Origin of the sequence: Flavobacterium xylosi, assembly GCF_042787345.1 — a bacterium.
GTDB lineage: Bacteria > Bacteroidota > Bacteroidia > Flavobacteriales > Flavobacteriaceae > Flavobacterium > Flavobacterium xylosi.
In genome coordinates this window covers 78,369-98,842 of sequence record NZ_JBHZPZ010000001.1, presented here as the reverse complement: position 1 = coordinate 98,842, position 20,474 = coordinate 78,369, and the positions used below count along the sequence as shown (strand labels likewise).

The 20,474-nt window shown below is 34.1% G+C and carries 17 protein-coding genes; 6 read left to right on the top strand and 11 right to left on the bottom strand.

Annotation, left to right across the window (positions count from 1 at the left end):
• Positions 1 to 82: 82 nt before the first annotated feature.
• The gene (locus tag ACFX5E_RS00430) at positions 83 to 2,284 is read right to left on the bottom strand and encodes a penicillin acylase family protein (protein WP_379853190.1); all 2,202 of its coding nucleotides are present in this window, start codon (positions 2,282 to 2,284) and stop codon (positions 83 to 85) included.
• Positions 2,285 to 2,301: 17 nt separating this feature from the next.
• On the bottom strand, positions 2,302 to 2,757 hold the full coding sequence (locus ACFX5E_RS00425) for an Lrp/AsnC family transcriptional regulator (protein WP_379853189.1): 456 nt from the start codon (positions 2,755 to 2,757) through the stop codon (positions 2,302 to 2,304).
• Positions 2,758 to 2,986: 229 nt separating this feature from the next.
• On the opposite strand from ACFX5E_RS00425, the gene rocD reads away from it, so the two are divergent.
• A complete protein-coding gene (rocD, locus tag ACFX5E_RS00420) occupies positions 2,987 to 4,270 on the top strand; it encodes an ornithine--oxo-acid transaminase (protein WP_379853188.1) in 1,284 nt (427 codons plus the stop codon).
• Between the two features lie 11 nt (positions 4,271 to 4,281).
• The gene (locus tag ACFX5E_RS00415; RefSeq protein WP_379853187.1) at positions 4,282 to 5,244 is read left to right on the top strand and encodes an arginase; all 963 of its coding nucleotides are present in this window, start codon (positions 4,282 to 4,284) and stop codon (positions 5,242 to 5,244) included.
• 82 nt (positions 5,245 to 5,326) lie between these two features.
• On the opposite strand, the gene arsB is transcribed toward ACFX5E_RS00415, so the two are convergent.
• The 6 genes from arsB to ACFX5E_RS00385 form a co-directional block, all read right to left on the bottom strand.
• Entirely contained in the window at positions 5,327 to 6,367 is a 1,041-nt protein-coding gene (arsB, locus tag ACFX5E_RS00410) for an ACR3 family arsenite efflux transporter (protein ID WP_379853186.1), read from the bottom strand.
• Between the two features lie 2 nt (positions 6,368 to 6,369).
• Complete coding sequence (locus ACFX5E_RS00405; protein WP_379853185.1) at positions 6,370 to 7,002, bottom strand: arsenate-mycothiol transferase ArsC; 633 nt, start codon at positions 7,000 to 7,002, stop codon at positions 6,370 to 6,372.
• Between the two features lie 17 nt (positions 7,003 to 7,019).
• Positions 7,020 to 7,490 carry a DUF6428 family protein gene (locus ACFX5E_RS00400; RefSeq protein ID WP_379853184.1) on the bottom strand — a complete coding sequence of 157 codons (471 nt, stop codon included), beginning with the start codon at positions 7,488 to 7,490 and terminating at the stop codon, positions 7,020 to 7,022.
• Positions 7,491 to 7,591: 101 nt separating this feature from the next.
• Positions 7,592 to 7,924 carry an ArsR/SmtB family transcription factor gene (locus ACFX5E_RS00395; protein ID WP_379853183.1) on the bottom strand — a complete coding sequence of 111 codons (333 nt, stop codon included), beginning with the start codon at positions 7,922 to 7,924 and terminating at the stop codon, positions 7,592 to 7,594.
• Positions 7,925 to 8,111: 187 nt separating this feature from the next.
• Entirely contained in the window at positions 8,112 to 9,200 is a 1,089-nt protein-coding gene (locus ACFX5E_RS00390; RefSeq protein WP_379853182.1) for a zinc-dependent alcohol dehydrogenase family protein, read from the bottom strand.
• Between the two features lie 71 nt (positions 9,201 to 9,271).
• Entirely contained in the window at positions 9,272 to 9,655 is a 384-nt protein-coding gene (locus ACFX5E_RS00385) for a hypothetical protein (protein ID WP_379853181.1), read from the bottom strand.
• Positions 9,656 to 10,306: 651 nt separating this feature from the next.
• On the opposite strand from ACFX5E_RS00385, the gene ACFX5E_RS00380 reads away from it, so the two are divergent.
• A complete protein-coding gene (locus tag ACFX5E_RS00380) occupies positions 10,307 to 10,663 on the top strand; it encodes a hypothetical protein (RefSeq protein WP_379853180.1) in 357 nt (118 codons plus the stop codon).
• Between the two features lie 54 nt (positions 10,664 to 10,717).
• Here the strand turns inward: ACFX5E_RS00380 and ACFX5E_RS00375 are convergent, their stop codons facing one another.
• Positions 10,718 to 11,776: a DUF3667 domain-containing protein gene (locus ACFX5E_RS00375; protein WP_379853179.1), complete on the bottom strand. Its 1,059-nt coding sequence runs from the start codon at positions 11,774 to 11,776 to the stop codon at positions 10,718 to 10,720.
• Positions 11,777 to 12,062: 286 nt separating this feature from the next.
• Here ACFX5E_RS00375 and ACFX5E_RS00370 point away from each other — a divergent pair, with 286 nt between their 5' ends.
• On the top strand, positions 12,063 to 12,635 hold the full coding sequence (locus ACFX5E_RS00370) for a DNA polymerase ligase N-terminal domain-containing protein (protein ID WP_379853178.1): 573 nt from the start codon (positions 12,063 to 12,065) through the stop codon (positions 12,633 to 12,635).
• Positions 12,636 to 12,706: 71 nt separating this feature from the next.
• Here ACFX5E_RS00370 and ACFX5E_RS00365 read toward each other — a convergent pair whose 3' ends face one another.
• Positions 12,707 to 13,489, bottom strand: a complete 783-nt coding sequence (locus ACFX5E_RS00365; RefSeq protein ID WP_379853177.1) for an RMD1 family protein — start codon at positions 13,487 to 13,489, stop codon at positions 12,707 to 12,709.
• A gap of 14 nt (positions 13,490 to 13,503) precedes the next feature.
• Here ACFX5E_RS00365 and ACFX5E_RS00360 point away from each other — a divergent pair, with 14 nt between their 5' ends.
• Together ACFX5E_RS00360 and ACFX5E_RS00355 are read left to right on the top strand one after the other, a co-directional pair.
• Entirely contained in the window at positions 13,504 to 13,644 is a 141-nt protein-coding gene (locus tag ACFX5E_RS00360) for a hypothetical protein (RefSeq protein WP_379853176.1), read from the top strand.
• A 257-nt stretch (positions 13,645 to 13,901) separates the two neighbouring features.
• Positions 13,902 to 18,809: a DUF8202 domain-containing protein gene (locus tag ACFX5E_RS00355; protein ID WP_379853175.1), complete on the top strand. Its 4,908-nt coding sequence runs from the start codon at positions 13,902 to 13,904 to the stop codon at positions 18,807 to 18,809.
• A gap of 156 nt (positions 18,810 to 18,965) precedes the next feature.
• Here ACFX5E_RS00355 and ACFX5E_RS00350 read toward each other — a convergent pair whose 3' ends face one another.
• Positions 18,966 to 20,435, bottom strand: coding sequence for a glycoside hydrolase family 130 protein (locus ACFX5E_RS00350; RefSeq protein WP_379853174.1), 1,470 nt, complete (start codon positions 20,433 to 20,435; stop codon positions 18,966 to 18,968).
• Positions 20,436 to 20,474: the final 39 nt, after the last annotated feature.

Here is a 20,474-nt window from a genome sequence, read left to right as displayed (position 1 = left end):
ATTAATTTTTCCTAACAATTTAGACTTTCATTTTTTTATCTTATAACTGTATTTTTACTTCTTATGATGAACAATGGAGCGATTATTCGCCGGGATGATAGGTTTTTTCAGCATTTTTTTGAACATCTTCTTTATAAAACAAGATGTCTTTGAATTGTCCTTTTCGGTACATTTCAGCTTGGTCGTAGAAATGTTTCGATTTTGGATCTCCGCTATTTCCGCCGGCAAGCAAGGATTTAGCTTTTATTTTTGGGCCAAATTCTACTGCGCACACAAAACTGTTGCCATTAAATCCGTAGCGCTTTTTGGAGCCTTTTTGATAATTGCTCTTGTAAGCAGGCAAACTTCCCCAAAGTGCTGGGCCACAACCTATCGGTAAGCTCTCTAAAGCATCATTGTAGACAAGATTAATACCACCTGATAACCGCTGGAAGCGATTAATTTCTCCCCAAGGAATTTCCCAGATTCCAAATTTATTTTTTAATTCATTCACTACTATTTGCAGTTGTGGAATCAGTTGATCCGGAAAAGCATTCTTTGTAAAATTCACCGTGTTTTCCACTTGGTCCAATTCTCCTTCGTCAACAAGTACTTTTTGGATAATAGGATCTAATTTATAGGCCCATTCAATGGCTAAAGTTGTGGCTACTGAATTTTCTTTGGCGTAATAATCCCAATTTTTTAATAGTGTTATCGGTTTTGAAAGTTCTGTGTAAATTGGATCTTCAATGCTGATATTTTTCTCAAAACTAGAAACTAACGCTGGAATCAAAAATTCAAAAGCAGTCAGTTTTGTATCGTAACCGTCAGCAATTACTTTGTCTAGAGTATAGTTTTTGCCTTGACTTAATAAGCGTACAGCATTTAATCCTCTGAAACTTTCTCCATCAGGCGCCATGTAAGGCAAATAATTTTCCTTTTTTGGACTATTGATTCCAGCGACAGTAAAAGGAGTAGAATTACAATTTTGTAACCAACCGTTAGCAGGATTGTACAAATGAACCGTTTCAGAAACGGGATGTAAACCTTTCCATTGCGTAGCCGAGGTTGAGCCGTCCATCACTTTCGACCAATTCAAATTTTTATCTCTAATAGGAATAAAGTTTCCGTGCCAGTAGGCTATGTTTCCTTTATTATCAGCATAAACGGTATTGTTTGAAGTATTGGCTTTCAAGTCCATTGCTTTTTTATAGTCGTCAAATCCTTTCGATTTGGTTCGCACCCAACTTTGCATCAAGCTTTTCATGGAACGATTATTTGATTTTAAACTAATCCATTTGCCATCTCTTTTGGCCATTATTGGACCGTTATTGGTGAAGTATGTTTTGAAAGTTTTAGGAATCAGTTTTCCATTTTCAAGATAATTGATGGTTATTTTTTTTTCGATAACAGGCACTAATTTTTTATCGTATTCGTAAAATAGTTTGCCGCTTTTGTTCACGATTTTCTCGGCGTACATATCGGCTACATCCACATTTGAAGACGTGTGCATCCAACCGCAATTTTCATTAAATCCTTGATAGATAAAAAATTGCCCCCAAGTCACTGCACCGTAAGCGTTTAATCCTTCTTCGCTGCTTATTTGTATTTCAGGTCGGAAATAAAAGGTGGTGTGTGGGTTGATATATAAAATGGCATTTCCGGAAGCAGTTTTCGAAGGAGCAATTGCAAATCCGTTAGAACCTGTTTGTACGTCTTTTTCTCTTTCAATGTAAGCTACCTTGTCCGTGTTTCCGGAATAAAAGGCTTTTAATTCCCCTGTTGAAAGACCGCCAGTGCTTATCGCCCCGATGCTGCCATCTGTCCAAAGTAAAGGAAACCAAGGTTCAAAATGGGTTAATAATTCTGGTTTAACTTCGGGGTGATTGTGCAGGTAAAAGTTGATTCCGTCAGCATAACTATTCAATAATTTTTTTAACCATGGTGCTGCTTTTTTATAATCGGCTTTTGCTTCTTCGGTATCTATCAGAAGTTTAATTTCCAAATCATTATATAAAACCGATTGTCCTTTGATTTCTGAAAGTCGCCCCAGTTTTTCGATATAGTTCATTTCTACACGTTTGAAATCATCTTCACACTGCGCGTAAAGCATCCCGAAAACGGCATCGGCATCGGTTTTTCCGTAAACGTGTGCAATTCCCCAGTTGTCTCTGATAATTGTTACGTGTTGGGCTAATTCTTGGAGTCTTTTGATTTCTTTAGTCGAAGTATTTTGCGAAAACATTGGAAAACTAAAACAAAAAACTAAAATTACTTGCAGTAAATGGATCTTGAAATTCTTCATTTATATTGAATTTTAAATTAGAGACTTACATTTCTTTTGAAGGCGCAACCCAACTCTATTATGGAATCTGTTTTTGAGATGCCTGGAATATTATCTATCTTTTCATAAAGAATCTTTCTCATGTGCTCATGGTCTCTGGCTACAATTTTTATATAAAGTGTAAAAGAACCCGTAACATAATAACATTCGGTGATTTCGGGAATGTTTTTTAATTCGGCAATAATTCGATCGGAATCCTGGTCTTTGTTTAAGGTGATACCGGTGAAAGATGCCCAGTCAAAACCAATTTTTTTTTCATTAATGATTGGTTTTATCCCAATGATTATTCCCTGTTCAATTAATCGGTTAATCCGCTGGTGAACCATTGTATTGGATATTTTTAAAGCTGTCGCAATGGCGGAATAGGCCATTCTGCCGTCTTTTTCGAGTTCTTTAATAATATTTATATCGAATTCATCTAATAATGCATCCATTTGTTTTTTATTAAATTAAAAAGATATTTTTAATCTGTATAAAAGTAATTATTATTTTCATCTAAAGCTATAAACACATAGTATTTTTTATGTAAAATGACTTATTTTCGTACAAATAAAAACAATATTCATTTATTTGCATCAAAAACAAGTCAAAATTACCGTATATTGTTGTTAAATAAAAAATATTAGTTTATTTTTGTTTTAAAGTTTAAAAAAATAGTATGTTATGGAACACATAGATCAAACACTTTCTTCAAAGTCTAACGAGTTGATAGAAAAAGAAAATAAATACGGTGCTCACAATTATCATCCTTTACCGGTAGTTTTGGAAAGAGGAGAAGGAGTATATGTTTGGGATATTGACGGAAAGAAATATTTTGATTTTTTATCTGCTTACTCTGCAGTAAATCAAGGACACTGTCATCCGAAAATTGTTGGTGCTATGGTAAAGCAAGCGCAAACATTGACTCTGACTTCGCGTGCTTTTTATAACGATCAATTGGGTCCTTATGAAGAATTCATGACGAAATATTTTTATTTCGATAAGGTTTTACCAATGAATACAGGAGCTGAAGCAGTAGAGACCGCTTTAAAAATATGTAGAAAATGGGCGTATGAAGTAAAAGGAATTCCTGAAAATCAAGCACAAATAATTGTTTGTGAGAACAATTTTCACGGAAGAACCACTACTATTATTTCGTTTTCAAATGATGAAAATGCACGTAAAAGCTTTGGTCCTTTTACAGAAGGATTTATAAAAATACCATATGATGATATTGACGCATTGGAAAATGTATTAAAATCGACAAAAAATATTGCAGGTTTCTTAGTGGAACCTATTCAGGGAGAAGCCGGCGTTTATGTTCCCTCAGAAGGCTATTTGGCTAAAGCCAAAGCACTTTGTGAAGAACACAATGCTTTGTTCATTGCCGATGAAGTTCAAACTGGAATTGCCCGTACCGGAAGATTACTGGCTACTTGCGGAAACTGTTCTTGTACAAAAGGATGTGAAAACAAACCGGAAGTTAAACCAGATATTCTTATTTTAGGTAAAGCTATTTCAGGTGGTGTTTATCCGGTTTCGGCTGTTTTGGCCAATGACCCAATTATGAACGTAATCAAACCAGGTCAACACGGTTCTACTTTTGGTGGAAATCCTGTTGCTGCTGCCGTTGCGATTGCAGCGCTTGAAGTGGTGAGGGATGAAAATCTGGCTGAAAATGCAGAGAAATTAGGAATTATTTTGAGAAAAGGTCTTAACGAAATCGCTGCTAGAAATCCTTTGATCACATTGGTTCGCGGTAAAGGATTGTTAAATGCTATCGTCATCAACAGTGATGAGGAATCCGATTTGGCTTGGGACATTTGCATGAAATTCAGAGATTACGGTTTATTGGCAAAACCAACACACGGAAACAAAATCCGTTTTGCGCCACCATTAGTTATTACGGAATCTCAAATTCATGAATGTCTGGCGATTATTGAAAGAGCATTAAATGATTTCAAATAATGGTAATTACAATGGAAAAAGCAATTAAATTAATAAAAAACAGATCTGATATTGGTGCCGGAACCAGAGGTTCTGATATGGGTATCGATGCTATAGAAATTGCGGCTATCAATCAAAATAGCGATTATTTTAATCAATTTGAATTTGAAGATGTGAAAACACACAACGAATCCATTTATGATAAAAATAGAAGCACTTCAGCCAAAAGAATCGAGCATGTTGTAGAACAATGTACTCGGGTTTGTAATGCGGTGAAGAAAAATTTAAAAGATAATTTTTTTCCAATCGTATTGTCAGGAGATCATTCTTCGGCATTAGGAACCATAAGTGGCATAAAAGCGGTTTATCCGGAACAGACCTTGGGAGTAATTTGGATTGATGCTCACGCTGATTTGCATTCGCCTTACACATCACCTTCGGGGAATATTCATGGTATGCCTTTGTCGGCTGCCATTGCTGATGATAATTTGATTTGTCAGAATAATGAAGTTCCTCCAGAAACAAAAGATCTCTGGGAAGACATGAAGAATATTGGGCACCCAGGAGCTAAGATACTAGCTGAAAATTTAGTTTACTTTGGTGTTCGTGACACTGAAGAAGCAGAAGATAAGCAGATAGAAAAATTAAAAATCAGGAATTATAGGGTGGCAGAAATACGCTATAGAGGTCTTGAAAAATGTGTTACAGAAGCGTTGTCAAAGTTATCGCACTGCGATAGATTGTACATTTCTTTTGATGTGGATTCAATGGATTGTGATATGATTTCCTATGGAACAGGAACGCCAGTTCCTAAAGGATTTGATCAGTGCGAAATAATTGCAATTATTAACCAAATTATCGAGTCTAAAAAAGTAGTTTGTATTGAATTTGTTGAGGTTAATCCATTGTTGGATACCAAAGGGAATAAGATGGCAGAAACTGCTTTTGAAGTTCTGGAAGCAATCACTTCGACCCTTATTTTGCCGGTGGAATAGTCTATCGCTGTTGTGAATTACTATAAGAAAACCCAAAATCTTTCGAGATTTTGGGTTTTCTATTTTTATAAAAAAATAAAACTTACTTCGAATAATATTTTTTTCTTAACCAAAAAGCGACATTTACCAAAATTATCAAAGCTGGCACTTCCACTAATGGTCCAATAACTCCTGCGAATGCTTGTCCGCTATTGATACCGAAAACGCCAATGGAAACGGCAATTGCCAATTCGAAATTATTTCCGGATGCGGTGAATGAAAGCGCAACGGCGTCTCTATAATTAGCCCCGATTTTTTTAGAAACAAAGAACATCAGGAAAAACATAATGGTGAAGAAAATGACAAGCGGAATGGCAATTCTAATAACATCCAGTGGTAAATCAACAATCATTTCGCCTTTTAAACTGAACATAATTACGATTGTAAAAAGTAACGCAATCAAAGTAATGGGCGAAACAAAAGGAATGAACTTCTGATTGAACCATTTGTCGCCAATGAATTTCTTGATGGCATAACGGCTAATTACCGCTAATGCAAAAGGAATTCCTAAATAAATTCCAACTGTTGTAGCAATTTGGGCAACCGTAATATTTAATTCCAATCCTTTTATTCCAAATAATGGCAACATGATTTCCAAATAGAAATAAGCATACAGACCAAAAAAGAACACTTGAAGCAAACTGTTAATTCCGATTAATCCAGCCGTTAATTCTCGGTTTCCCTCGGCCAATTCATTCCAGACAATTACCATCGCAATGCAAGGCGCAATTCCAATTATGAGTAAGCCGGTCATGTATTCCGGATAATCTTTCAAAAAGAATGTTGCCAGTAAAAACATTAAAAACGGGCCGACAATCCAAGTGATTAAAAAAGAGGCGGTCAGTAATTTTGGCTTTTCAAACATTAAAGGGATTTTTGAAAAATCAATTTTAGTCAACGGTGGATACATCATTAATATTAATCCAATTGCCAGAGGAATGTTCGTCGTTCCACTTGAAAAGGAATTGATAAAACCACTACTAGAAGGAATGAAGTAACCAATGGAAACACCAATTGCCATTGCCAGAAATATCCAAAGTGTCAGGTAACTGTCGAGAAAGTTTAATCTTTTTTTAGCGGCCATAATTATAATTTTATTTGAGAGAATATATAAAACATTTCGGTTGCAATTTGTATACTGCGTTCCTGATATTTTTCTGCTTGTTGAGGTGTATTGTCAAATACTTTTGGATCTTCAAAAGTGATTGGAATACGCATTTCGGCACCTGCAATAAATGGGCAACCACCATCCGCTTGCGAACAAGTCAATATTGCTGCAAATTCACTTTGAGGATTAAAATCGTCATCATACGTTTTAGAAAAACCAATAATAGGATGCTCATTCTCCGCATATTTTATGGCATAAATAGGATTAGTTCCTTCTGCGATAATTTTAATTTTAAAGCCGGATTGTTCCAATGTTTTGGCAGCCATAGGAAATAAAGCTGTGGCTTCCGTTCCACCGGAATAACAAAACACATTTTTTATATTGAAATGTGCAGCCGCCGTTTGTGCCCAAACCTGTGATAAATGACTTCTCCTTGAATTGTGGGTGCAAATCAAATTGAGTCTGATTTCTTGTTGATTTGATGCTTTTGTTTGAATAAAATCAACGAGCGGTTGTAAAACTATTTTACGCTCCTTTGAAATACTTTCAAAATCAAAATTGGTAATTACTTTTTCTATTTCTGGAAATAACACGGTTTTGGTTAAAGTCATTTTATAATTTTAAAGAATTAACAGCATCCTCCTCCGGGAGTACAACAGCTCGATTGTGTTGGAATTTCGGATAGTTTCACTTTTTGTTTTTCCGCAGGAATGCCACATTGGTCTTCCGCCAAACAAGCCGTTTGTTTGTTTAATAAAGTGAATGCTGTCCCGTTGAAACCAATATCGTATTTACCAATAGTTTCCGCTTGAAATTCTACTTCTACTTCATAATCTTCAATTCCTACTACTTTTTCAGATAATTCAATTATATCTAAAAGTCTTTTTGGTTTAAGACGATGATCAAAATCATTGGCATCCCATAATTGGAAATTGACGACGGTTTCCTTTCTAACTTTCCCTCCGCAATCAATAAAGTTTTTGGTGATTAAACCCACTTCAGTTACGTGAAAATGTTCCGGAACGTAAGTTCCATTTGGCAATATAAAAGCAACGTTTTCTAAAGCGCTTAGCTGTTTTTTAATTTCTGATAGTTTCATATGAATAAAATATTTGTTATTTAAAGGAATATGGTATCGCCATTCCTAAATTATATTATTATTTTTGAGTCATGGCGATGTCATTTTTTTATATTTAAAAATTAACAACATTGATTTTTCTTATTTTCTAAATAGGTATTGATTTGTTGAAAAAAAACTTTTATCTTATTAAACCCTTCTTCATTTAGGCAATAGCAAATGGAAGCTCCTTCAAAATTACCTTTTATCAGTCCGGCATTCTTCAGTTCCTTCAAGTGCTGCGAAACGGTAGGTTGTGCCAGAGGTAGTTCGTTTACGATGTCACCGCATACACAACTGTTTACTTTGATGAGGTGCTGAATAATAGCAATTCGGGCAGGATGACCTATGGCTTTCGCTAAAGTTGCCAATTCGTTTTGCTCGTCTGTGAAATGTTCTGATTTAGTAATTCCCATCCTTATATCTTTATATTGCAATATTACGATATTAAAAATCAACACCAAATAATATGACGTTAATTTATAATTAAAAAGCAATGCAATCGAGTAGGAGTGAATAGAATTCCACGACGATTGCATTCTCTTTTAGTTTATTGACTGGTTTTGAAATAATTGTGCGGTTTACCTGTGTCACAATCAGATTTTAGGGTTCGATAATTACCTTCATCGCTTTTTCTTTGGCTGCGTTTCCAAAAACTTCATAGGCTTTTAGTATTTCACTTAATTTAAAATGATGGGTAATGAGTTTGGAGGGTTCCAATTTTCCGGAGGAAACTGTTTTCAATAGCATTGGAGTAGTATTTGTATTTACCAATCCCATTGTTATTGTAATATTTTGTATCCACAAATCCTGAATTTGCAGTTCTACCGGTTTTCCATGCACGCCAATATTTGCTATATGACCACCGGGACGAACAATTTTTTGGCATATATCGAATGTAGCTGGAACTCCAACCGCTTCAATAGCCACATCAACTCCATCTTTCGTTTCTTTCAATATTCTTTTTTGTACATCTTCTTTAGCTGAGTTAATCGTATCTGTGGCGCCAAATTTTTCAGCCATTTTTAAACGATTTTCATCCATATCAATCACGTAAATTTTGGAAGGAGAATAGAACTGGGCAGTAAGTAAGGCTGACATTCCTATAGGTCCAGATCCTACAATTGCAATGGTATCTCCGGGTTTTACACCGCCGTTAACCACACCAATTTCATGCCCTGTAGGTAAAATATCGCTTAGCATTACTAAAGCTTCCTCGTTAGCACCTTGTGGAATAAGATGGAGACTATTATCTGCATGCGGAATACGAACATATTCTGCCTGAGTACCATTTATAAGGTGTCCTAATATCCAGCCACCATCCTCGCAATGCGCATACATTTGTTTTTTGCAATATTCGCAGGATCCATCTGAAGTGATGCAGGAGATAATCACATGGTATCCTTTTTTAAAATTCCTGACGGAAGTTCCAATTTCTTCAATTACGCCAACTCCTTCATGTCCCAACGTTGTTCCTGGTTTTACCGATGGGGTTTTTCCATGTAAAATTCCCAAGTCTGTTCCGCAGATCGTGGTTTTAAGTATTTTTACCAATACATCGGTCGTTTTTTCGATTTTAGGTAGTGGGACGTCTTTTAATTGTATTTTTCCAGGACCGTCATAAACTAGAGCTTTCATTGTTTTATTAGGAGCTGTTTCACTTGTTTTTGGGTTGTTGCTTGTTTTTTCCATTGTTGAATTGATTTTGTTATGAAGTAATATTTAGGAGGCCTTGCGTTTCTAATTTTCGAAAATAATCCAGCTTACATCCATTTTGATAGAAAATCAATCAGCTCTTCTCTTAATTCTTTAAATAATTTTTCAAAAGTTGCAATACTTTCTCTGTGATTTTTATGATCTGAAAATTTTTCCTGATCAATGGCATTAGGATTATCAAGCACTGCAGCCTCAAGAAACAATTCGTGACTTTTAATATCATGAGTTAAGATATCAATTTGTTCCTTTTGAATAATCAGCTGATTAATAAAATGATCCGCTAAGGCACCAACCTCTTTAGAAGTGTTTTTTTCTGCCACCTCCAAAATTCGTTTATCCATAATTTTAAGTTCATCTTTATAAAACAAAAGTTTGTTTAGCCATGTTTTGTGTTCTTCATGTAACTGATAAATTGTTTTTTTAGTTTCCATTTTTAGTTTAGTTTGAGATTAATTGAATTTGAGTTATTTTTAAAAGAAATTGTAAAAGGCAAAAAATTTGATAAAATTAATTCTAAAAAGTAAAGCTGGAATGCATCTTATGACTTCCCGAAATTATAGTGCCTTTTAGTTTATCCTGTTTTTATTTCTAAAGATTAGCAATACAGTTTTTTAATAATTCAAAAAATAATTAAGTTATTTAAAGTTAGTCATTTATGTTGTATTAAATAAAAAAAAGATACAGATTTTAGGCTGCAAAAAATGAATTGGTTCTAAAAAAAACATCCCTGAACAAAAAGTATCTTTAGGGATGTTTTAAAAAAAATATAATTACTAATGAAAGGGTGATTCAACTAAACAGTTTTCCTTCATGCTGCCGGTTTCAATATATCTGGAATGCAATTTGCAAAATAGAATTTGGGGCAATGAAAAGACGCAATTATTGTTCGTTTGAAACATTTTAAAAACAAAAGATACTATTCCAATTAAGTCAAGAATAGAATGTTTTATTTATAATTCAAAATCTCCATTTTAACTGTAAAATCCTTTAGTGATTTGATGTTTTTTAATACTTATAAGATCCATTTTTGTTTAAAAATGATTAACTTAGTGTGTTGTAAATCAATTAAATAAAACAGTAAAATGAAAAATAGTGACGACAAATCAGATTCTCACAAAGGAAAACCGAATCAGGATGATGTAAATAATGTACCGGATTCTCTTTTGTATCCGCCAAGCGAGGATATTTATAACCAATTTCAAAAAGAGATGGAAATAGATCCGGAAGATATTACTAAAAAAAAGGCGCCAGTAGAAATAAACAATGTCACAGAATTGAATGAAAAAGATTTTGAAGAAGATGTTTCTGGGGCTGACTTAGATATCCCTGGTTCAGAATTAGATGATGAATTGGAAAATTCCGGAAGTGAAGATGAAGAAAATAACCATTACGGTATAGGTGGAGACAACCATAACAACTTAGACGAGAATAATGAGTAGCGCTATATTTGAGTGTTTATTGCTTATAGGTTGTCATTCGTTATGAGGTAAAATTTAGTGTATATTAATGTAGGTGTACAATGCAAATAGAACCACTAGAACAGTTATAATTACTAAATTTAGAATTAGTATCACACTGCTTTTGAGAACAGAGACTATGATTTTTTCACCATAAAAACGGTAGTGTGCCGGAAAAAAATAATAAATCATCCAAAATGTTCCAACTGCTTTTATGCTAAAATGAATCCATTCTAAAATTGGAGTACTTTCAAATAACAAGAAAAATTTATTTATAAAAAATAATATTAAAATGAGCAATAACAAGAAAGAAAAATAATGCAAAGTGAAAATTCCGTTGTCAAAATACACCCATTTTTTTTTATTATGGAAAAGCCATAAAATTAAGGCAAAAACGGGCATATACATAAACAATACTTTTGGCAGATTATTGGTAAAGGAGTCACTAAACTTTTCAATAATTTCTTCATTTGTATTTTCCTCTTTTACGGCAAGCCATTTTTTAAGGAACCAATATTCGGTTGTGCTGACTTTTACTTTTTTATTTCCATTTTTTTGTATCGAGTCTAACTCATTAATGGATTTATACCCAAAATCGGCAACTTCTTTTTTATCAATTTCTTCGGTTTGTTGTAGTATTTTTTTAATGGTGTCATTATTTTTTTGGGAAAGAATCCCCACTTTTGTGAGACCGTCAACACTTTTTTCTTCGATATGTAAAGAATCTATTGAAGGAACAATCACCTGGTTTTGTTTAACTTCACTTTTTACTGCAGAATCTAGAGGGAATAGTGAGATTAATAAAAAAGTTATAAAACTGATGAAAATATAAAGCCGTATTGGTGCCAAAAAAGATAAACGCTTTCCAGATAGATAAGCAATTGTTAAAGCTGCGGGTTTAAAAAATAAATAGAATATCGTTCTCCAAAAAGCATTGTCATAATGGGTTAAGACTTCAAAAAAATTAACAAACAAGAGATGAAAAGATTTACTCGTTTTTGTGTTTTCTTGTCCGCAGTTAGGGCAAAAACGTTCGGCAACTTCGTGATTGCAATTGAGACAAGTCTTATCTTTTCTTAGTTTTTCTTTTGACATGAGTTTAAATAATGATCAGTTCAAGTTTGTAAATTTATTGAAATTATAATCTGTTTATAAGCGTTTGGAGTTAATTAGTCTTTAATTAACTTTAAAAATAGTTCAACAATAGCAGTTTTAGTGGTAATAACTGGGTTTTCAATAAGTAAATGAATTTGTTTTTAAATAGGAATATTGGTGTTGTAGAATGTTTGAAATCATTTTAAAAAGCGATACAATCTTCTTAATAAGTCTAATAAATATAAGCCGTAATTTTCATATCAATTCCAACTCTAATCATTTTGCTATGTCGTTAAATAAGTACAATCAGAAGCGTAATTTTAATGCAACATCGGAGCCTGAAGGAACCATTAATCAACCCTCCAATGAATTGATTTTTGTAGTGCAAAAACACGCTGCCTCCCATATGCATTATGATTTTCGTTTGGAAATGGATGGCGTTTTAAAAAGTTGGGCAATTCCTAAAGGTCCTTCAATGAATCCCGCTGATAAAAGACTTGCTATTATGGTGGAAGATCATCCCTACAATTACAAGGATTTTGAAGGGGTTATTCCAGAGGGGAATTATGGGGCCGGAACTGTTATTGTTTGGGATAACGGGACCTATATTTTGGCTGACGGAGAAAATAACGATAAAATGGGAACTATTTTAAAATCAGATTTGCGAAAAGGACAGCTTAGTATTATCCTTAAAGGAAAGAAGTTAAAAGGGGAATTTGCATTGGTAAAACTAAAAACCAAAAAAGAAAACACCTGGCTGCTGATCAAAAAAAAGGATCAGTTCGCTGTTGAAAGCGACATTTTAGAAGAAAATAAATCTGTAATTTCTAATTTGACTTTGGAAGATTTTAAAAAATAAATTCCAAATGTTACCAGGTCTTTTATTCCTCTAAATAGTAAAGATCTCTGATGCTATTTTATTCTTCTATTTTAGTGAAAAAACAAGGCGATTGCAATCTCAAGGGCAATTAATATAATCACAACCCATTCCAGACGGGAACTTTCTCTCACGTTCAATACATCCGTAAAAAGGGTCAAATTATTTTCAACGATTTGAAGGCGGTAATCCAAGTCTTTGAATCGCGTATTGATATCAAAATTGACCTTTAAATGTCGGTTAAGCAGATTTAGTTCTTCATTGTCCCAAACTAAATTGGGATCGTCCAAGATATATAAATTGTCTACAATACTATTTTTTACATTTAAAACTTTGCCAATGTATTTGAGTAAATTGGTTTTGGAAATACTAAGTTTTCCGTGTTGTTCCAATTCCAAAATATAGTGTTTTGATGAGGTAATTAATTCATTAGTAAGTACTTCATAATAATCTAAAGCTACCGACTGACCAATATTGAGCATCACTATGCGCAATATGGAAGAATCAATTTGAGGAACAATGACATAATTATTTTTCACGATGACTTTTTGCAATTTATCGTCAGTCTCAATGCGGTATTCTTCGAATAAATCTAAATCGACCAGGTTAGCAGCGTAATTTTTTATAAAACTTATCAATTCACTTTTGGCCACTGCATCATGATTAGCGAAGACCACTACGCCGTAGTCAAAAACGTATAAATAACGCTCCGTATCTTCCATTGCATAAAATACTTCGGAAGTGGATCCAGAATGTACTTCGGCGCGAAAATCCCCGCGAAATTTCTTGATATTGAAAGATTCTGCAATTTGAACCGCTTCGATTCGAATTTCCATAATTCAAATGTTTTATGACAAATTTAAGAAAAATTAAGGTTGATATAGCCAGAATCGATCCAAATGCCAAACAGTTTTCTGTTCTTTTTTATATGTCAAAAGCAAGCAGAATAATTATTGAAAGAAATTGGCTTAAAATTTTGGAAATTGTATAAAAAAAGAGGAGAAATTAAAGAATAAAATTATTTTTCACTTAAATGCTTGATAGTTAAATTTTTAATTGAATATTAATTGGTAAATAAATATTTAAAACGTCTGATTGGCAACGTAAAAATGCCAAAAAAGCGTATTTAGTCGATAAATATTGTACTTAGTCGATTTAATTTTGTATTTATTTTTGTTTTTCGTAATAAAAATTTTAATTTTAAAGGCTTAGATAGTTGGATTGTTACATATTTAAATAAATACCACATTGAAAAAAAATTACCTCAAAAATCTATTAGTTACCTGTACTCTTTTATTGTCTGCATTACTTTTCTCACAGCAAAACCAGGTTCTTAATTTAAGTTATGGAAATCCGGCTATTAATATCGCCTATAACTCCACGGTAAGTTTTGGTTCTTCTACTGAAATTGAATTTACTATCACTAACGTTCCTGATGGTAGTGGAAATCCTTCCCTTGTTTTGATGAATCCGGAGGTAACTCTTAGCAATTCCAATTTTGTTATTTCATCAAATGTTTCGCAATTCAATATAAAAAAAGGTGAAAAAAGCGTCTTTAGAATAAGAAAAAATAATTTTACCTGTAATACTTCGCCTCAGTCAACTATAGTTACTATAAATTCGAATTCTAAAATTTATCCCACTTTTACATTTATAATAACCTATACGAATGCGCCTTCCATTTCTGTTCTGGGGGGCAATCCAACACAGCCAATACCGAACGGACAAATTGTTCCCACTTCTTCTAATGGAACCTTATTTGGAACTCTCACTGCCGGGTCGACAGCTACAAGAACTTATTTAATTTCTAATACGGGAACCTGTCCTCTTACGCTTGGTTCATTAACCTGTTTCGGCTACGACCCTGTAACGGGAATACAATCTCCGGATTTTCTAATAGTTGTTGCACCAACGCCGTATAATTATGCTCCAAATGTATATCCTCCTGGAGTAATACCCCCTGGAGGTGTGGTTTATTTTGTCGTTCGATTTACTGCTCCGGTAACTGCGGGTATTAAATCGGCTATAATTTCAATTCCCAGTAATGACGCTACAAAAACTCCATATACTTTTGTGGTAAGCGGTGAAGTATATAATCCAACCATAACGGGTCCTGGTGGGGGAAATCCGGATTTTAGACTTTGGCTAAAGACTACCAGAGGAGTAAGATTTGCTGCAGCAACTAATAAAGTTGATCTTTGGAAAGATTTGGGATCATTGGGTAAAGATGCTGAACAAGTTAACCCTGCAAATCAACCTACTTATGTTGATGCGGCTATTGGAAACATCAATTATAATCCTGTGATAAAGTTCGAAAATACTGCATCACTTAATCAATATATGTACAGCAAAGAAAACGACGGGTATTACACACAAGAAACTTTTATTGTTATGGAACCTGAATTTGCTGTTGACGGAACAACATCACCTATGACTATTATTTCAGGAACTTCTGCAGCAAATCCTTCTTATCCAATTATTACTGGGGAGCATACAGGAATTGGTTTTGGAAATTTTACGACACGTTTTGCAAATGAAAGATTATGGTTCAGTCAGTGGCAAGATAATAGTGGAAGTTTTTATAGTGTTGCAGATAATGTTGGGGACTATTCTAAAGCAGGAATTATTAATACCCGTAATAAATCGACTACCGCTTCGGATGGGGTTGATTTATTGTTTAACACTAATGCGATAGGAACTATAACTAGCAGTTTGTCTTATTCTAATTTGGGTTACAACGATGGCTCTATTTGGAGAGGAACGCCTTATAATATTGGAAAAAATATAAATGCCGGTCTTACCGCTAATGGAAATCTTAACGGTCGTGTGGCAGAGATCATTTCGTATGCTTCTCGTGTGCTTGAAGGGAATCGTCCTAAGATTGAAACCTATCTTGCTATTAAATATGGTATCACATTAGGAGTAAACGGATTCAGTAAAAATTATATTGATTCTGGTGGAAATACTATTTGGAATATTGCACCAGATAATAATGGTTTTACATTTAATTATAACATTGCCGGAATTGGTAAGGATGTAGCTTCTGATTTATATCAAAAACAATCTAAAAGTGGTAATGATCCTAATGAAGTAACCATAGGTTTAGGAGTTATTGCAACAACTAACAGTGCTAATATAAATGAGTTTAAAAAAGATCGAGATTTTTTGGTATGGGGTTCTGATAATGGTACTTATACAGCAAGTGGCTCTAATACCACCACAATAAATAGTGGACTAACTACCTCGACAACTCGAATCAATAAGAAATGGAAAATTGTTGAAACAAAAACGGATGTAGCCGGTGATGTTGAAAATATTTTTATAGGTATTCCGAATGCTGCTTTTAGTGCATTTCCAAAACTTGCCAATGAAGAATATGCTTTAATTGTTAGTGACAATTCTAACTTTAGCGATGCGGATATTATCGATATAATACCTTTAAAACTTATCGGGGGCCTTTGGCAAACTTGGTATGATTTTGATGGGCCAAAGTATTTTACTTTTGGGAAAGCTCTTAAAGTTTCCGTAAAAGAGGCCGTAAATATTCAAGCTGCTGATAATTTTTTAGTTGGGGAGTATGCCTTAAACCTTAATAGCGGTTCATTTACGATAGGTTGCTGGTTAAGAAATGACGGGAGCAGCACTGCTAACAGAACCATAATTAGTAAAGGGGTTAATTTAGAATTACGTTTAAATGCGCAACATAAAGTGGAGGCATATTGGGATGGTGTTTTAAGATTTCAATCAAATACTGCGGTTGCTGATGGAAAATGGCATAACATCGTTGCGGTATATTATGCAGGAGCTGCAGATTTTTATATAGACGGAGTCATAGAATCTTCCACATTTAATCTTACAAATCCTTCTCCTAATTATTCCAGATTTTCAGTTGGCGCGCTTTATGTGAACAAAAATGATATTAGAACTCCTTTTAATGGTGAAATTGACGAGATCAATATTTGGAACTTTGCATTGTCATCAGATCAGATAAATTACCTGATGAACCAGGAAATTGAGAAACATTCAAACGGTAATGCTAATGGTAAAATAATCCCGCAGACAATTGCTAAAAACGAATTTAAAACAATTGCTTGGACTGAACTTAAAGCATATTATGATTATAATGTGTTTTATGGTACTACTATAGAGGGATTAACAGATGACCGCAATTTTTTACGAATAAAATATCTAAAAAAAGACAAACAGATTTTAAATGCTCAAACCGCTCCATTACCTTACGAAACAGTTGCTGACGGAGAATGGAATGGAACTAATTCAGCAATGTGGAAAAACGGTGCATTACAAACTATCCCCAACAATACCTCTATTATAAATAATACTAAAACAGTAAATGGAAACATAGTTAATATCAAACATAATGTAACGTCTATAGGAAATAAAACTGTTTTAGGATTGTTTGTGGAAGGTACTGATGCCACAAATTTTAGAACGCTATCAGCAAGCAATGACACTAAGGTACAAGTTTCCCATTATTTAAAATTAGATGGTTTAATTGACTTAAAAGGGCGTTCTCAATTAGTGCAATCGCTAAATAGTGACCTTGATGTTACCAGTAAGGGTTTTATAAAAAGAGACCAGCAAGGAACTGTTAATAAGAATAATTATAATTATTGGTCATCTCCTGTAGGGCCTATAAATGCAAGTACTAACAATAATACGTATACCGTAAATGCTGTGTTTAAAGATGGTTCTACGACAACTCCTCAAAATATAAATTGGGTAAGCGGTTATAATGGCAGCCAAACCGCACCAATAAGTTTAGCAAAATATTGGCTGTATAAATTTCAGAATGGAACAGAATATGCCAATTGGATACATTTTGATGAAATCACAGACCCAATTCTTCCTTCTCAAGGATTTACCTTAAAAGGTGCTGGAGCAGTAGATTCCAATAATTTATTAACTCAAAATTACACCTTTGTAGGAAAACCTTTTAATGGGCTTATTAATGGTAATTCTATTTTAGAGGATAACTTATTTTTGGTAGGAAATCCTTACCCTTCGGCTTTAGATGCGTATGCATTTATAAATGATAATATTAACACTATTGATGGCAATATTTCCGGTGAACTTTATTTTTGGCAACATTCTCCTGAAAATAACACCCATTATCTTGCTGGATATACAGGAGGGTATGCAACATTAACTTTAACTGGAGGAACACCTCCTGTATTTCCAATAGGAATTGCAGGTATTGGAACAAGTACTAAATTATCGTATCAATATATTCCAGTTGGTCAGGGGTTTTTTGTATCAGGAAAAATAGGAATTGTGGGAGCTGTACCAATTATATTTAATAATAACCAACGGGCTTTTGTCAAAGAAAATGATGTTGACGATTTGTCGGCCGCAATTTCCAATACATTGTTTAAAATGGTGCCAAAAAAGAATTATAAAACAGCTATTATTGACCACTTCAAAGACAATAGTAATGATGTAGTTTATAATAATTATAATACAAAAATCAGGTTAGGTTTTAATACAGCAAATAATTTTCACAGACAATTATTAATTGGGTTCATGGATGATTTAGCGACTGATGGATTGGATAGAGGTTATGATGGGTATCAGATTGACACGCAAAAAAATGATTTATATTTTCTGATTGATGATTGGGAATATACTATTCAAGGTGTCGGTGCATTTGATGTTAATAAATCGTATCCATTAGGAGTGAAGACCGATACAATAGGTAAGGTTCAGTTTGTCGTTGATAGTAAAGAATTCTTACCTGCAAATCAAAAGATCTTTATACACGATAAAGAAACTTCGATTTACTATGATATTACCGAAAAAGCTGCGGAAGTTAATTTGTCTGCAGGAACTTACGATACTCGTTTTGAATTAACCTTTAAAACCGACAAAACACTAGGAATAGGTGAAAATGAATTGCCGGAATCAATGATAGTCGTTTACAATAATGAAAGCAAAAAGAAATTAGTTATAAGTAAAAATAAAGCAGTTGATATTAAAGAAATTTCAATTTACAACATTGTTGGCCAGCAACTAAGTACTTTGAAAAAAGTGCCAAATGGTAATACGATAGAAATGCCATTTAATGTTGAACGTGGCGTTTATTTAATAAAAATAATTACCGCTGAAGGTCTAATTAGTAAAAAAGTAATAAAGCAATAATTACAAATTTATTTTAAGACAGGCATCGGTAAATTTTATATGTCTGTCTTTGAATTGTGTCTGTTTCTAATAAATTTGATAAGTGCATTAATCTGTATATCTGCACTATAGGATGTTTTAGGAATATCTATTTTTCGGATTATCCTTATATTCAAATCATCGTTTACTTTTCTTCAAAGCATCAATCAACTCTATCATATCGACCACGGCATAAGTTGAGGAGTAGTCCGATACGGCATAGGGCAATATAAGGCTGTTGTTGTGAATAATCGAACCGCAAGAATACACTACATTGGGGACATAACCTTCTCGTTCGTCTTCCAATGGTGAAAGCAAGGGTTCTTTAAGTCTGCCAATTTCCTTTGAAGGATCATCAAGATCAAACAGTGAAGCACCCAGACAATATCTTCTCATGGCACCTACACCGTGGGTAATGACCAACCAGCCTTCTTCAGTCCAAAGCGGTGATCCACAATTCCCAATTTGTGTAAATTCCCATGGATAAAGCGGTTCCTGAATCATAACGGGATCATTCCATTGCGTAGGCCTATCGGAATACATCAGGTAATTGTTAACACCATCAATTCTGGCAAGCATAGCATACTTGCCCTTGATTTTTCTGGGAAATACTGCGAGGTTTTTATTTTGAGCACCGGCTCCATGTAAAGGCATGACACGGAACGTATAAAAGTCCTCAGTAGAAATCAATTTTGGAAGAATGGTATGGCCATTATAAGCTGTATATGTAGCTATTATTTTTTCGGATTTATCATCATCAACAAAGCGCACAAAACGGGCATCTTCAATACCACGACTTTCAGAATCAGAAATCGGAAATATGACACGTTCGGTGATATCGGAATCATGCTTGAATTGTAAATCATAAAATGAATCCGCCAACCAGATCACTTCTTCAAGGGCAGTTCTCCTGTCTTGACTTATCGTTTGATCGCTTAATGCTTTTTTTACCACGTCTTTTAATGCAGAATACTCAAATTCTTCAGGCAGATCTTGCATAATACACGTTGAATATTTGTCCTGAGTGTGCATTTCTGTCAATTTCAATATAAATCGTTTCTTGTTATATGATGTTTTGTGTATAATATCAGCTTTATCAATGTTATCCCCAATTTTCATCATTTGGAGATTGTTATTCTTATCGAGGATTCCCCTCCTAAAAACGATTGATGAGATGTGACCTTCCCCAGTGGCACGGAAAGAAATGATGACACGTTTCTCTCCCTTTTCGAGGTTTGACTGATCGAAATCTTCCACTATGGAAGGGTTGAAAATCGCTGCGGATTCTATGGCATACTCCATGGTACAATAGGAACCGATGAGCATTTTTCGTTCAGCTGAAAGGCTTTCATAGTTGATTTGCATCCCTTCGATTATTCCCCTAATTTTTTCGCAATGCTTATAAAATGTATTTGAAATATTCCTATGCCGTCTGGCAAAATCACGAAGTGTATGTTCCAAGGTCTCTCTGACTTGTTTTTCGTCTAATATCATGATGTGACTCACCATTTTTTGGGTCCGTTGATCGCCATTCATAAAATATCGGGCAACAACCCTGCTGCAATCAGGGATAAATTTTATATTTTTTCGGATGACAGGAACTCGCATAGATTTTTTTTTATTTAATAAAATAAGTACGTTTCTAAT

Coding starts and splice junctions, on each gene's coding strand:
- ACFX5E_RS00430 (WP_379853190.1), bottom strand. CDS start 2,284: ATGAAGAATTTCAAGATCCATTTACTGCAAGTAATTTTAGTTTTTTGT.
- ACFX5E_RS00425 (WP_379853189.1), bottom strand. CDS start 2,757: ATGGATGCATTATTAGATGAATTCGATATAAATATTATTAAAGAACTC.
- rocD (WP_379853188.1), top strand. CDS start 2,987: ATGGAACACATAGATCAAACACTTTCTTCAAAGTCTAACGAGTTGATA.
- ACFX5E_RS00415 (WP_379853187.1), top strand. CDS start 4,282: ATGGAAAAAGCAATTAAATTAATAAAAAACAGATCTGATATTGGTGCC.
- arsB (WP_379853186.1), bottom strand. CDS start 6,367: ATGGCCGCTAAAAAAAGATTAAACTTTCTCGACAGTTACCTGACACTT.
- ACFX5E_RS00405 (WP_379853185.1), bottom strand. CDS start 7,002: ATGACTTTAACCAAAACCGTGTTATTTCCAGAAATAGAAAAAGTAATT.
- ACFX5E_RS00400 (WP_379853184.1), bottom strand. CDS start 7,490: ATGAAACTATCAGAAATTAAAAAACAGCTAAGCGCTTTAGAAAACGTT.
- ACFX5E_RS00395 (WP_379853183.1), bottom strand. CDS start 7,924: ATGGGAATTACTAAATCAGAACATTTCACAGACGAGCAAAACGAATTG.
- ACFX5E_RS00390 (WP_379853182.1), bottom strand. CDS start 9,200: ATGGAAAAAACAAGCAACAACCCAAAAACAAGTGAAACAGCTCCTAAT.
- ACFX5E_RS00385 (WP_379853181.1), bottom strand. CDS start 9,655: ATGGAAACTAAAAAAACAATTTATCAGTTACATGAAGAACACAAAACA.
- ACFX5E_RS00380 (WP_379853180.1), top strand. CDS start 10,307: ATGAAAAATAGTGACGACAAATCAGATTCTCACAAAGGAAAACCGAAT.
- ACFX5E_RS00375 (WP_379853179.1), bottom strand. CDS start 11,776: ATGTCAAAAGAAAAACTAAGAAAAGATAAGACTTGTCTCAATTGCAAT.
- ACFX5E_RS00370 (WP_379853178.1), top strand. CDS start 12,063: ATGTCGTTAAATAAGTACAATCAGAAGCGTAATTTTAATGCAACATCG.
- ACFX5E_RS00365 (WP_379853177.1), bottom strand. CDS start 13,489: ATGGAAATTCGAATCGAAGCGGTTCAAATTGCAGAATCTTTCAATATC.
- ACFX5E_RS00360 (WP_379853176.1), top strand. CDS start 13,504: ATGACAAATTTAAGAAAAATTAAGGTTGATATAGCCAGAATCGATCCA.
- ACFX5E_RS00350 (WP_379853174.1), bottom strand. CDS start 20,435: ATGCGAGTTCCTGTCATCCGAAAAAATATAAAATTTATCCCTGATTGC.